The organism is Actinomadura logoneensis (assembly GCF_003428695.1).
Taxonomy (GTDB): domain Bacteria; phylum Actinomycetota; class Actinomycetes; order Streptosporangiales; family Streptosporangiaceae; genus Spirillospora; species Spirillospora logoneensis.
The window spans coordinates 55731-68032 of the sequence record NZ_QURH01000180.1; the positions used below are offsets into that span (position 1 = coordinate 55731).

General features: G+C 73.1%; 12 protein-coding genes. 9 read left to right on the forward strand and 3 right to left on the reverse strand.

Annotation, left to right across the window (positions count from 1 at the left end; translation table 11 throughout):
* Positions 1-75: 75 nt before the first annotated feature.
* From DZF91_RS09610 to DZF91_RS09635, 6 genes are read left to right on the forward strand one after another with little or no spacing between them, the layout of a single operon-like run.
* Positions 76-1524 carry an extracellular solute-binding protein gene (locus tag DZF91_RS09610; protein WP_235834184.1) on the forward strand — a complete coding sequence of 483 codons (1449 nt, stop codon included), beginning with the start codon at positions 76-78 and terminating at the stop codon, positions 1522-1524.
* A complete protein-coding gene (locus DZF91_RS09615) occupies positions 1499-2428 on the forward strand; it encodes a carbohydrate ABC transporter permease (protein WP_117357135.1) in 930 nt (309 codons plus the stop codon). The genes DZF91_RS09610 and DZF91_RS09615 overlap by 26 nt, the downstream gene beginning before the upstream one ends.
* Entirely contained in the window at positions 2425-3270 is an 846-nt protein-coding gene (locus DZF91_RS09620) for a carbohydrate ABC transporter permease (RefSeq protein ID WP_235834185.1), read from the forward strand. Before DZF91_RS09615 ends, DZF91_RS09620 begins: the two co-directional genes overlap by 4 nt.
* Positions 3267-4355 carry an ABC transporter ATP-binding protein gene (locus DZF91_RS09625; RefSeq protein ID WP_117357123.1) on the forward strand — a complete coding sequence of 363 codons (1089 nt, stop codon included), beginning with the start codon at positions 3267-3269 and terminating at the stop codon, positions 4353-4355. The genes DZF91_RS09620 and DZF91_RS09625 overlap by 4 nt, the downstream gene beginning before the upstream one ends.
* Positions 4352-5563, forward strand: coding sequence for a CehA/McbA family metallohydrolase (locus DZF91_RS09630; RefSeq protein ID WP_117357124.1), 1212 nt, complete (start codon positions 4352-4354; stop codon positions 5561-5563). Before DZF91_RS09625 ends, DZF91_RS09630 begins: the two co-directional genes overlap by 4 nt.
* Positions 5554-7923 carry a glycoside hydrolase family 38 N-terminal domain-containing protein gene (locus DZF91_RS09635; RefSeq protein ID WP_117357125.1) on the forward strand — a complete coding sequence of 790 codons (2370 nt, stop codon included), beginning with the start codon at positions 5554-5556 and terminating at the stop codon, positions 7921-7923. Before DZF91_RS09630 ends, DZF91_RS09635 begins: the two co-directional genes overlap by 10 nt.
* 135 nt (positions 7924-8058) lie before the next feature.
* On the opposite strand, the gene ppgK is transcribed toward DZF91_RS09635, so the two are convergent.
* Positions 8059-8850, reverse strand: coding sequence for a polyphosphate--glucose phosphotransferase (gene ppgK / locus DZF91_RS09640; protein ID WP_117357136.1), 792 nt, complete (start codon positions 8848-8850; stop codon positions 8059-8061).
* Positions 8851-8944: 94 nt separating this feature from the next.
* On the opposite strand from ppgK, the gene sthA reads away from it, so the two are divergent.
* Positions 8945-10447: a Si-specific NAD(P)(+) transhydrogenase gene (sthA, locus tag DZF91_RS09645; protein WP_117357126.1), complete on the forward strand. Its 1503-nt coding sequence runs from the start codon at positions 8945-8947 to the stop codon at positions 10445-10447.
* Positions 10448-10561: 114 nt separating this feature from the next.
* Entirely contained in the window at positions 10562-10768 is a 207-nt protein-coding gene (locus DZF91_RS09650) for a hypothetical protein (protein ID WP_117357127.1), read from the forward strand.
* A gap of 31 nt (positions 10769-10799) precedes the next feature.
* Here DZF91_RS09650 and DZF91_RS09655 read toward each other — a convergent pair whose 3' ends face one another.
* Both DZF91_RS09655 and DZF91_RS09660 read right to left on the reverse strand, forming a co-directional pair.
* Positions 10800-11003 (reverse strand): hypothetical protein, encoded by a 204-nt coding sequence (locus DZF91_RS09655; RefSeq protein WP_117357128.1) that lies wholly within the window; start codon positions 11001-11003, stop codon positions 10800-10802.
* A gap of 182 nt (positions 11004-11185) precedes the next feature.
* Complete coding sequence (locus DZF91_RS09660) at positions 11186-11605, reverse strand: SsgA family sporulation/cell division regulator (RefSeq protein ID WP_117357129.1); 420 nt, start codon at positions 11603-11605, stop codon at positions 11186-11188.
* Positions 11606-11965: 360 nt separating this feature from the next.
* On the opposite strand from DZF91_RS09660, the gene DZF91_RS09665 reads away from it, so the two are divergent.
* A complete protein-coding gene (locus DZF91_RS09665) occupies positions 11966-12253 on the forward strand; it encodes a PGPGW domain-containing protein (RefSeq protein ID WP_235834186.1) in 288 nt (95 codons plus the stop codon).
* Positions 12254-12302 lie beyond the last annotated feature (49 nt).

Consider the following 12302-nt stretch of genomic DNA (forward strand, 5'->3'; position numbering starts at 1 on the left):
GCGCCGGGGCGGAACGGAGATCCTTTAGGGCCTTTACGTCACGCGCCTCATCAGTCACGTTAGCGGTGACGCCTGTTGGAGGTCACCGTGCACATCTCCGGACGGTCCACGAGCTCCCGACCCCACCCCCGGCTCACGGCCGCGCTCGCCCTTCTCCTGGCGGGCGCGGCCGTCTCGTCCTGCGGGGGCGGCTCGTCCTCGACCGACCCGCAGCGCAACGCCAAGGCCAGGACGTTCACCCTCACGATCGCCCGCAACGCCATCGTCGGCGGCAAGAACGACGCCGAGGCGTCGTGGATCACCAAGACCGTCATCCCCGGGTTCGTGGCCGCGGAGAAGGCCAAGGGCCTGCGCGTCAAGGTCGTCTACCACGGCTACGGGGTGGACGACGACGCCTACAAGACCAAGACCGCGCTGGACCTGAAGTCCAAGGCGGGCGCCGACATCGTCAGCCTGGACGGGATCTGGGTCGGCGAGTTCGCGCAGGCCCGGTACATCAAGCCGCTCGCCGACGTGGTGGGCGCGCGGGCCGACTCCTGGGACGGCTGGAGCCAGATCAGTCCTTCGGTCCAGCAATTGGGATCGTTCCAGGGCAAGCGGTACGGAATCCCGCCGTCCACCGACGGACGGGTGCTGTTCTACAACAAGAAGCTGTTCGCTCGGGCGGGGCTTCCGGTGAACTGGCAGCCCCGGAGCTGGGACGAGATCCTCGCCGCCGGACGGGCGCTGAAGAAGCTGCCCGGGGTCACGCCGCTGCAGTTCGACGCCGGTACGGCGATGGGCGAGGCCACGACGATGCAGGGCGTCCTGCCGCTGCTCGCCGGGGCGGGCGCGCAGATCTACTCCGGCGGCAAGTGGACGGGCGGCGGGGCCGCGATGAAGCAGGTCCTCGGCTTCTACCAGCACCTGTACGGGCCGGAGGGGCTCGGCGACCGGAAGCTGCAGCAGGAGGCCAAGGGCCGCGACAAGTCGTTCGAGGAGTTCGCGAACAACCGGATCGGCGTCCTGCTGGAGGGCGTCTACCTGTGGCGCGCGGTGCTGAACCCCAAGGACGGCATCGCCAGGATGCCGGACCGCGACCAGGCGGTCGGCTACGCGCTGATCCCGGCGGTGGCGCCCGGCAAGGGCGTCCAGGGGCGGTCGTTCGTCAGCATGTCCGGCGGGTCGGTCGCCACGGTCAACCCGCACACCAAGTACCCGCAGCAGGCGTTCGACCTGCTCGCGTACCTGAACCGGCCGGACGTGGTGAAGGCGCGCATCGCCGGGAACCCCGAAGTCACCTCGCGCAATGACGTCAACGCCGAGGCGCTGAAGAACGACCCGTTCCTGTCCTTCGTCGCGCAGAAGGTGCTGCCGGTCACCCTGTTCCGGCCGGGGCTCGCGGCGTACACGCAGGTGTCGACGGCGCTGCAGGAGGCGACGGCGGGCATCGTCGCGGGGCACAGCCCCGACGACGCGGCCGGGCAGTACAACGGGAAGCTGGAGGGGATCGTCGGTGGTGCCGGCAACGTCAACGCCGGCTGAGCCCGCCGGGGCCGCGCCCGCGAGGGCGGAGGCCGCCGACGTCGTCGGGCTGGGGCGGCGCCGCGCCGCGGCGTTCGTCGCCCCGGCGCTGGTGCTCGTCCTGGTGTTCCTGGTCTTCCCGGCGCTCTGGACGCTGTACCTGGGCGTCACCGACTACCGGCTGACCGGTCTGGCGGCGACGCGTCCGCACTTCGTGGGCGTCCGCAACTACACCGACGTGCTCGCGGACGGGCGGTTCCACGACTCGCTGTGGCTGACGCTGCAGTTCGTCGGCGGGTCGGCGGTGCTCGGGCAGACGGTGCTCGGGTTCGCCGTCGCGTGGGTGATGCGGGAGCGCCCGGCGGCCGTGCGCCGCACCGTCGAGGCGCTGGTGCTGCTCGCGTGGATCCTGCCGGGGTCGGTCGTCGCGTTCCTCTGGCTGGCGCTGCTGGACCGGGACGGCGGGACGCTGAACACGCTGCTCGGCACGCCGGGCACGGCCTGGCTGCTGGACCATCCCATGGCCAGCATCATCGTGTTCAACATCTGGCGGGGGACGGCGTTCTCGATGATGCTCTACACCGCCGCGCTCGGGAACGTTCCGCCGTCCCACCTGGAGACGGCGAAGCTGGCGGGCGCGTCCACCTGGCAGACGCTGCGCGACGCGGTGCTGCCGAAGATCCGCGGGCACGTCCTGACGAGCCTGCTGCTGGTCAGCCTGTGGACGTTCAACGACTTCACCCCCTACCTGATCACCGCGGGCGGGCCGGAGAACCGGTCGGAGGTCCTGTCGGTCTACGTGTACCGGACCGCGCTCGGCGAGGGACGGCTCGGCTTCGGCGCGGCGATCTCCCTGGTGATGCTGCTGGTCAACCTGGCCATCGCCACCGCCTACCTGCGGGCGCTGCGGCGGAGGCGGGCATGAGGGCGGCGGGTATGACGGCGGCGGCCGTGAGGGCGGCGCTGCGGCGGATCGCCGCCACCACGTTCGTGTCGCTCGTCCTCGCGTTCTTCGCGCTGCCGATGCTGTGGCTGGCCAGCGCGCCGTTCGACGCCGACCCGAGGATCAACGTGTCGCTGCCGAGCTTCACGCTGGCCAACTTCCGCGTCCTGATGGACGACCCGTACGCGCTGCGGTCGCTGCGGAACTCGGCGGTCCTGGCGGCGGGCACGGCGGCGGTCGTGGTGGTGTCCGCCGCGCTCGCCGCGTACGCGCTCAGCCGGGTCCGGCTGCCCGGCCGGGACGTGCTGCTGTACCTGCTGCTCCTGCTGTCGTCCATCATCACCGGGACGGCCGCGATGGTGCCGATCTTCCTGCTGGCCACCCAGCTTCACCTGGTCGACTCCCACCTCGGCGTGGTGCTGGTGCTGTCCGGCGGGCTGCTTCCGACGGCGATCTTCCTGCTCAAGGACTTCACCGACGCGACGCCCGCGTCCTACGAGGAGGCGGCGCGGGTGTTCGGGGCCTCGCCGCTGCAGACGCTGCGGCACGTGGTCGTCCCGGTGATCCGGCCGGGCCTGGCGATGGTCGGGATCTGGACGGTCGCGCAGGTGTGGGGCGACTTCCTCATGCCGTTCCTGCTGCTGCGCGATCCGGACAAGGCCCCGGCCTCGGTGATCATGTACACCTTCTACACCGAGGGCGGCCAGCCGGACCTGGCCCTCATCGGGGCCTTCTCGCTGCTCTACTCGGTGCCCGTCGTGGCGATGTACCTGCTGGTCAGCCGCCGGTACGGGTTCCGGTTCCACGGAGGGATCAAGCGGTGACCGGTGTCGAGCTGAGCGCGCTGACCAAGGACTACCCCGGCGGCGTCCGGGCGGTGGACGGGCTGGACCTGGCCGTCCCGGACGGCGCGTTCTTCGCGCTGCTCGGACCGTCCGGATGCGGGAAGACGACGCTGCTGCGCACGGTCGCGGGGCTGGAGACCGCCACGTCCGGGACCGTCCGGATCGGCGACCGCGACGTGACGCGGCTGCCGCCGGGCCGCCGCGACGTCGGGATGGTCTTCCAGGACTACGCGCTGTTCCCGCACATGACCGTCGCCGACAACATCGCCTACCCGCTGCGGATCAAGAAGGCCGGGAAGGCCGAGCGGCACGCGGCGGCGGCCCGCGTCGCGGCCTCGCTCGGGCTGGCGGACCTGCTGGGGCGCCGTCCGGCGGAGCTGAGCGGCGGGCAGCAGCAGCGGGTCGCGCTCGCCCGTGCGATGGCGGCGCGGCCGAAGGTGTTCCTGCTGGACGAGCCGCTGTCGAACCTGGACGCGCGGCTGCGGCTGGAGGCGCGCACGTTCCTCAAGAAGCTGCAGCACGAGCTGGGCGTGACCACGCTGTTCGTCACGCACGACCAGGCCGAGGCGCTGGCGATGGCCGACCTGATCGCGGTCATGGAGGCGGGGCGGATCCGGCAGCTCGGGACGCCCGCCGAGGTGTTCCGGCGGCCGGCGAACCTGTTCGTCGCCTCGTTCATCGGCTCCACCCCGATGAACCTGGTGGACGCCCGCGTCGTGGACGGCCTCGTCGAGGCGGCCGGGGCGCGGCTGCCGTCCCCGGTGCGGGTGGTCGGGGACGAGGCGGGAGAGTCCCTGGTGTACGGCGTCCGGCCCGAGTACCTGGACTTCTCGCCGGTGCCCGTGGACGGCGCGTTCCACGGCCGTGTCGTGGTGGTGGAGAACCTGGGTACCAGCTCATTGACGACCCTGGAGACCGGCGGCGGCGTGCTCGTGCACGTGGTCGTCCCGGAGGACGCCGAGCCCCGGCCGGGCGACGAGGGCTGGGCGGTCCCGCGGCCCGGCCGGTCGCTGCTCTATCGCGGAGGAGAGCTTATGACCGACGACGTCGCGGCGGCGGCATGATCCGCTTCGAGGGGGTCTGGACGCTGGAGGACCGGCTCGAACGGCCCCTGCGCGAGCTGCCGTTCGAGGTGCCGCCGGGCACCGCCGCGCTGACCGTCCGGCTGGCCCACGCGGGCGGGGTGATCGACCTCGGCTGCGGCGGCCCCGGCGGGTTCCGGGGGTGGTCGGGCGGCGCGCGCGACGCCTACACGATCGCCGCCGGCTGGGCGACGCCCGGCTACCTGCCGGGCGAGCCGGAACCGGGGGAGTGGCAGGTGTGGCTGCGGCTGCACCGGATTCCGCCGGACGGCGTGCCGTACACGGTCGAGGTCACGCTGGACGACCGCGCGCCCGGACGTCCCGAGACGCCCGTGCCGCCCGCCGCGTCCGCCGCGTCCGGCCGTCCGGCCCGGCGGGGCGGGCTGCCCGAGCCGTCCGGGATGCGGTGGCTGGCCGGTGACCTGCACGCGCACACCGTGCACAGCGACGGGACGCTGACGGTGCCGGAACTGGCCGGCCTCGCGGCGCGGCAGGGGCTGGACTTCCTCGCCGTCACCGACCACAACACCGTCAGCCACCATCGGGAGCTGCCCGCCGCCTCCCGGCACGCCGAGGTCGTCCTGGTGCCGGGGCAGGAGGTGACGACCGACCACGGGCACGCCAACGTGTTCGGCGACGTCGGCTGGATCGACTTCCGGCGTCCGGCGGCCGAGTGGGACCCGGGCGACGGCGGCGTCCTGTCGATCAACCACCCGCTGTCGGGGGACTGCGCGTGGCGGCACGACGTCCCGCCGGACGCGCGGACCCGGCATGTCGAGCTGTGGCACTCGTCCTGGTGGGACCGGACCTGGGGCGCGCCGCTCGCCTGGACGGCGCTCTGGCGGGACGGCACCGTCGCGCTCGGCGGGAGCGACTTCCACGATCCGGGCCAGCACAAGACACTCGGCGAGCCGACGACGTGGGTGCTCGCCGAGGACGCCTCGCCCGAGGCGGTCGTCGCCGCGATCGCCGCGGGGCGCACCGCCGTGACGCCCGGCCCGCGCGGCGGCCCGATCCTGCTGCGCGTCGGCGACGAGCTGCACGCCCTCGACGCCGACGGGACCGTGCTGTGCGGTCCGGACGGCCGCCGGGCCGCCGTCCGCGGCGACCGGGTGACGCTCCCCGCCCTCCACCCCGGAACACACCGCCTCGAAACAGACAGGAACGAGGTGATCGCGCTATGCGGTTGACGGACACGGCGCCCTTGGCGGACACGGCGGACGACGACGGCCTCGTGGTGGTCCCCCACACGCACTGGGACCGCGAGTGGTACCTGCCGTTCCAGCGGTTCCGGCTGCGGCTGGTCGGGCTGCTGGACGACGTGCTCGCCCGGATGGACCGCGACCCCCGGCTGCGGTTCACCCTCGACGGCCAGATGGCCGCCGTGGACGACTACCTGGAGATCCGCCCCGAGCGCGCCGACCTGGTCGCACGGCTCGTCCGGGACGGGCGGCTCGCGGTCGGGCCGTGGCAGATCCTCATGGACGAGTTCCTGTGCTCGGGCGAGACGATCGTCCGGAACCTGGAGCTCGGCCTGCGCCGCGCGGACGCCCTCGGCGGCGCCATGCGCATCGGCTACCTGCCCGACATGTTCGGGCACATCGCGCAGATGCCGCAGATCCTGCGGGGGTTCGGGATCGACCGGGCGTGCGTGTGGCGCGGCGTCCCGGCCCGCGTGACGACCCACGCGTTCGTGTGGGCGGCCCCGGACGGCTCGCGCGTCCGCACCGAGTACCTGCCGGGCGGCTACGGCAACGCCGTCCACATGTTCGGCGACGCGGGGCTCGTGGACGACCGCGCGCGGGAGGTCGCGGCCTGGCTGCGCGAGTGGCGTCCCGAGGGCGGGGCGTCGCTGGCGATGTACGGGTCCGACCACACCGCGCCCGCCGCCGACCTGGCCGAGCAGGTCGAACGCGCGTCGCTGCCGATGCGGCTGGCGACGCTCGGCGAGTTCCTCACCGACTCCTCTCTCGACGGGCTGCCCGTGGTGGAAGGGGAGATGCGCTCGCACGCGCGCGCGAACATCCTGCCGGGCGTGTTCTCGGTGCGCGTCCCGCTGAAGGCGGCGATGGGCGCGGCCGAACGCCGCGTCGCCCGCTACGCCGAACCGCTCGCCGCGCTCTGGCTCGCCGACGGCTCCGCCGACCGGTTCCTGGAACTCGCCTGGCGCAAGCTGATCGAGGTCAGCTGCCACGACTCGGTCACCGGCTGCGGCAGCGACGCCACCGCGCAGCAGGTCGCCGCCCGCATGGCCGAGGCCGAGCAGCTCGGCCACGCCGTCTTCGACCTGGTCACCGCGCGCCTGGCAGCCGGGGTCGGCCGGGACGACCGGCTCGTGGTCAACCCCTCGCCGGTGCTGCGGCGCGGCGTCGTCCGGGACGGTCCGGGCGGGGAACCGGTGCTCGTCGAGGTGCCGCCGCTCGGTGTCGCCACCGTCCGGTCCGCGGCCGTCGCGCCACGGCATCCGGCGCGCGTGGAGGCGGGCCGTCCGCGCAACGACCTGGTCGCCGTCCCGAACCTTGGCCGCATCGTGGACGGCGGCGACATCGGGGACACCTACAACTACGCCCCGCCCGCCCGCGACACCGTGGTGGACGAGCCGGTGTCCGAGGACGTCCGGGTGGTCGAGGAAGGGCCGCTCGTCGCGTCCGTGGCCATCGACCGCGAGTACGGCTGGCCCCTCGCGGCCGACGCGGCCGACGCGGGCGCCCGGGCGGACGAGGTCGCCAAGGTCGTGGTGCGCACGGTCGCGGAGGTCCATGCGGACGAGCCGTTCACGCGGATGTCCGTCATCTTCGACAATCCGTGCCGCGACCACCGCGTCCGGCTGCACCTCCCGCTGCCGCGCCGGGCGGACGGCTCGTTCGGCGAAGGGCAGTTCGCGGTCGTCGAGCGCGGCCTGACCGGGGAGGGCGGGCACGGCGAGGTGCCGGTCCCGACCTTCTCCGCGCACGCGTTCGTCGCGGCGGGCGGCCTGGCGGTGCTGCTGCGGCACGTCACCGAGTACGAGGTCGTCAACGACGGCACCGAGCTCGCGCTGACGCTGCTGCGGTCGGTGAACTGGCTCTCGCGCGACGACAACGGCCTGCGCGCCGAGCCCGCGGGGCCGCAGATCGCCACCCCGGACGCGCAGTGCCCCGGCCGCCACGTCTTCGAGCTGGCGCTGATGCACTACGACGGCGACCGTCCGGGACCGGAGGTGCTCGCGGCGGCCGAGCGGTTCGGGCACGAGGTGAAGACCGTTCCGGGACGCGCGCCGGAGGGGACGCCCGCGCCCGCGCCGCGCCCGGGGCTCGCGGTCGAGGGGGACGGCGTGGTCCTGTCGTCGCTGCGCCGCCGCGACGGGAAGCTGGAGCTGCGGGTGGTGAACGAACAGCCGGAGCCCGCCGAGGCCATGGTGACCGGCGATTTCGCCTCGGCGGCCCGCTGCGACCTGGCGGGCCGTCCCGAGGCGCCGGACGCGGCGGGCGGCGGGGCGTTGGACGTCACCCCCGGACGCTGCGTCCTGCCGCTGCGGCCGTGGGAGATCGCGACCGTCCGGCTCGACTGACCGGAGAAGGGTCCCGGCCGGACGGTGCTCGCACACCGCCCGGCCGGTCGGCCCTGTCGTCCCGCCCGGTCGGCGCGGACAGCCCGTTCGGTCGGCCCGGCCCGGCCCGTCAGGACGCCGGGAGGGCGCGTGCCGTCAGGACTCCGGTGGCATGGCCGGGCCGCCGGGCGCGTTCGGCAGGGTGCGCTCGGCGGCCTTGGCCGCCGCCATCGCGGCGCCGACGATCCCCGCCGAGTTCTGCAGCGAGGCCGGGACGATCGGCGCCCGCACGTCGGTCAGCAGCGGGACGAACCTCTCCGCCTTGCGGCTCACGCCCCCGCCGAGGATGATCAGTTCGGGGTTGACCAGCGCCTCCAGCCGCGAGATGTACTCGTTCAGCCGCTCGGCCCACTGCTCCCAGCTGAGGTCCTTCTCCTTGCGGACCCGCGCCGCCGCGCGCCGCTCGCCGTCCTTGCCGCGGATCTCGATGTGCCCGAACTCGGTGTTGGGGACGAGCACGCCGTCCACGAACAGCGCGCTGCCGATGCCCGTGCCGAGCGTCAGCATCAGCACCGACCCGCGCCGGTCGCGGCCCGCCCCGTGCGCCATCTCGGCGACCCCGGCCGCGTCGGCGTCGTTGAGGACGGTCACGCGCCGCCCGGTGACCTGCGCGAACAGGTCCGCGGCGTCCAGCCCGATCCAGCCCTTGTCCATGTTCGCGGCGGTCATCGTCGTCCCGTTGATCACCACGCCCGGATAGGTGACCCCGATCGGGCCCTCCCAGCCGAAGTGCTCCACCACCTGCGCGACCCCGCCGGCGACCGCCGCCGGGAGGGACGGCTCGGGCGTCGCGATGCGCAGCCGCTCGGCGGTCAGCTCACCCGTGTCGAGATCGACCGGCGCGCCCTTGATGCCCGATCCTCCGACGTCGACGCCCAGCATCTCCATGCCCACTGCCTACCCCACCTCGTTCCGGAACAGCCTAAAGATCATTCCAACTGGGGACTTATAGAAACACCCGACCTTCGCCACACTGGGGGACGTGTACGACTTCGACATGCTCGTGCTCGGGTCGGGCCCCGGCGGCCAGCGCGCCGCCATCGCCGCGGCCAAACTCGGCCGGCGGGTGGCGGTCGTGGACCGCCGCGACATGATCGGCGGGGTCTGCATCAACACCGGGACGATCCCGTCCAAGACCCTGCGCGAGGCCGTCCTCTACCTCACCGGGCTCAGCCAGCGGGACCTGTACGGGCAGAGCTACCGGGTCAAGGAGGAGATCACGGTCGCCGACCTCGGGATGCGCACCCGGCACGTCGTCGGCCGCGAGATCGACGTGGTCCGCAGCCAGCTCGCCCGCAACCACGTGACCGTCCTGCCCGGCACCGGCCGGTTCCTCGACCCGCACACCGTCGGCGTGACCTCCGGCGGCCCGGACGAGCACGCCGGCCGGGAGACGAAGGTCAGCGCGGAGCGGATCGTGATCGCCACCGGGACCCGCCCGGCCCGTCCGGACTCGGTCGCCTTCGACGACCGGACGGTGATCGACTCCGACGGCATCATCCACCTGGAGCGCATCCCCGAGTCCATGGTCGTGGTCGGCGCGGGGGTGATCGGGATCGAGTACGCCTCGATGTTCGCCGCGCTCGGCACCAAGGTCACCGTGGTCGAGCGGCGCGAGCGGATGCTGGAGTTCTGCGACCTGGAGATCGTCGAGGCGCTCAAGTACCACCTGCGCGACCTGGCGGTCACCTTCCGGTTCCGCGAGACCGTCGCGGCCGTCGAGCGGCGCGGCGGCGGCGCGATCACCGTGCTGGAGAGCGGCAAGCGCATCCCCGCCGACACCGTCATGTACTCGGCCGGGCGGCAGGGCATGACCGACGGGCTGAACCTGGAGGCCGCGGGCCTGACCGCCGACCGGCGCGGCCGGATCGCGGTGGACGGGCACTACGCCACCGAGGTCCCGCACATCTACGCGGTCGGCGACGTGATCGGCTTCCCGTCCCTGGCGGCGACCTCGATGGAGCAGGGCCGCCTCGCCGCCCACCACGCCTGCGGCGAGCCGGTCGCCCGGATGGCCGAGCTGCAGCCCATCGGCATCTACACCATCCCGGAGATCAGCTTCGTCGGCCGCACCGAGGACGAGCTGACCGAGGCCAAGATCCCGTTCGAGGTCGGCGTCTCCCGCTACCGCGAACTGGCCCGCGGCCAGATCATCGGCGACTCCTACGGGATGCTGAAGCTGCTGGTCTCCCCGGACGACCGCTCGCTCCTCGGCGTCCACGTGTTCGGCACCGGCGCCACCGAGCTGGTGCACATCGGCCAGACCGTGATGGGCTGCGGCGGCACCGTCGACTATCTGGTCAACGCGGTCTTCAACTACCCGACCCTCGCCGAGTCCTACAAGGTCGCCGCCCTGGACGCGATGAACAAGATGCGCCAGGTGGCCCGCCTGACCGAACTGACCCGCGACCCGTCCACCGGTCCGCCGGACGCGCCGTCCCGCCCCGAGGACGCGCCCGCCACGGCCGCGGAGCCGGGGGAGTAGTCCCTGTTCCGCCGGTCCGGGCCCTTGCGGGGTTGGACATCGGCTCGGCCGGGCACAACGGGCTCGCGGCGGCGCAACCGGGAAACGCGTCGCGGTCGACAGGAATGGACGGTCATGGCGGAGGACGAGGCCGGAGACGAGCCGGACGTGTTGTACGTCGTGGTGCGGGAAGTGACCGCGGACTACTGCCGGCCGGGCAAGGACCGGATCACACCGCCGCTCCACCTGGAGGAGGCGCGCCGACGCGCGGAGGAGGCGAACGCCGCCGCCATGCCGGACGTCCGGTACGTGGTCCGCCCCTGGAGCGACTGGGACCACTGATGAGGGCCACTGGCATCCGCCCGTGCGGGGGTCACCTGAGCCAGCCGACGACCGCCTCCACGTCGTCACTTCCGTCGAGACCGAAGAGGCAGGTCTCGACGCCCACGCCGTGCGCGGCGAACTCGGCGAGCTCGGCCTCGATCGCCTCGGCGACCGGCCCGGGGTCCCGCGGGCCGGGCACGCGGTACGGGTCGAACCCGATGACCAGGACCCCGGGTGAGGCATCGGTGTCCATGTCTGGACGCCGATGACCAGGACCCCGGGTGAGGCATCGGTGTCCATGTCTGGACGGCATGCGCCGAGCACCCAGCGGATCAGGAGAAACGGCCTTCGGCCGGGCGGGGGATCGGGGGAGTGAAGTTCCGCCGCCGGGTGCGGGAGGCGTCCTGGGGAGGCCGCGGGGCCGTCCCCGCGTGGTCAGGACGACCAGAGCAGCGTGGCGAGCTCGGCGTCGATGTCGATGAAGCGCGGCTCCTGGCCGGCGGGCACCACCTGGTAGGTGCGGTGCAGGAAGTCGGCGAGCGGGCTGAGCGGCGCCTCGAAGAGCGCGTCGCCGAACGGCGAGCTGAGCGCGATGTCGAGCGTCTCGTCGTCGTCGGCCGCCGGCCAGACCGCCACGTCGCCGTCGCCGACCCGGCGCACGATACCGACGGTGAGCAGCTCGCGCGCGAAGATCCACTCGACCGGCTCGTCGTCGCCGACGTAGAAGGCCATCCGGATCGCGTACGGGTCGTCGGCCGCGTAGGAGAGGCCGGCGAGCAGGGGCACGGTCGTGCGGTCGGGGACGACGAGTCGGAGGCCCAGCTCGGCTGAGACGGTGGTGCTGCTGCTGTTCATGGCCATTCCTTCGGACGTCGGTCCCGCGTGCTGCGCGGGCGTTGGGTGGGAACTTCACTCCTCTCACGGATGTCCCCGCGATCTATGACGCGTAACTGGGCCGAGATGTGGGAACATTCCGCCGCCCGGTGTTCGTGTGACGAATATCACGTATGACCATTGGGCTGCTGACCTGGGCAATCGGATCATTTCGTTCGGCCGGGTCGTTGTGTTCAGCGGACGGACCGCACTCTCGCCCGGTATCGGCGGGGCGGCCCGTCTCGGACCGAAAAAAGGCGGGCATGATGCTCATCATGGTCATTGCCCCTGACTCTGGGTAAAAGCGTGCCTATGGACATGGAAAAGGATCGACCGGGCCGGATGGAACGATTCCAGACCCGCATCCGCCGCAACCGTGCGACGCACCTCGCCTGGCGCGGGGGCGTGCTGCTCGTCGGGGGCGCCGTCCTCGCCGCGGGGGTGGTCATGATGGTCACCCCGGGGCCCGGCATCCTCGGGATCGTGCTGGGCCTGGCCATCCTCGCCACCGAGTTCGCCTGGGCGCAGAGCGCGCTGCACCGCGCCCGCGCGTCCGCCGACAAGGCCAAGGAGAAGGCACGGCAGAAGGCCCGCTCCCGGCGCTCCGGCCGCCGCCCCGCCGAGGACTAGCGCGGACCGGCCGTCCGGCGGCCGATGCCGGGCCGCGCGCGCGGCGGCG

Coding starts and splice junctions, on each gene's coding strand:
- DZF91_RS09620 (WP_235834185.1), top strand. CDS start 2,425: ATGAGGGCGGCGGGTATGACGGCGGCGGCCGTGAGGGCGGCGCTGCGG.
- DZF91_RS09630 (WP_117357124.1), top strand. CDS start 4,352: ATGATCCGCTTCGAGGGGGTCTGGACGCTGGAGGACCGGCTCGAACGG.
- DZF91_RS09635 (WP_117357125.1), top strand. CDS start 5,554: ATGCGGTTGACGGACACGGCGCCCTTGGCGGACACGGCGGACGACGAC.
- ppgK (WP_117357136.1), bottom strand. CDS start 8,850: ATGGAGATGCTGGGCGTCGACGTCGGAGGATCGGGCATCAAGGGCGCG.
- DZF91_RS09650 (WP_117357127.1), top strand. CDS start 10,562: ATGGCGGAGGACGAGGCCGGAGACGAGCCGGACGTGTTGTACGTCGTG.
- DZF91_RS09655 (WP_117357128.1), bottom strand. CDS start 11,003: ATGGACACCGATGCCTCACCCGGGGTCCTGGTCATCGGGTTCGACCCG.
- DZF91_RS09660 (WP_117357129.1), bottom strand. CDS start 11,605: ATGAACAGCAGCAGCACCACCGTCTCAGCCGAGCTGGGCCTCCGACTC.
- DZF91_RS09665 (WP_235834186.1), top strand. CDS start 11,966: ATGGAACGATTCCAGACCCGCATCCGCCGCAACCGTGCGACGCACCTC.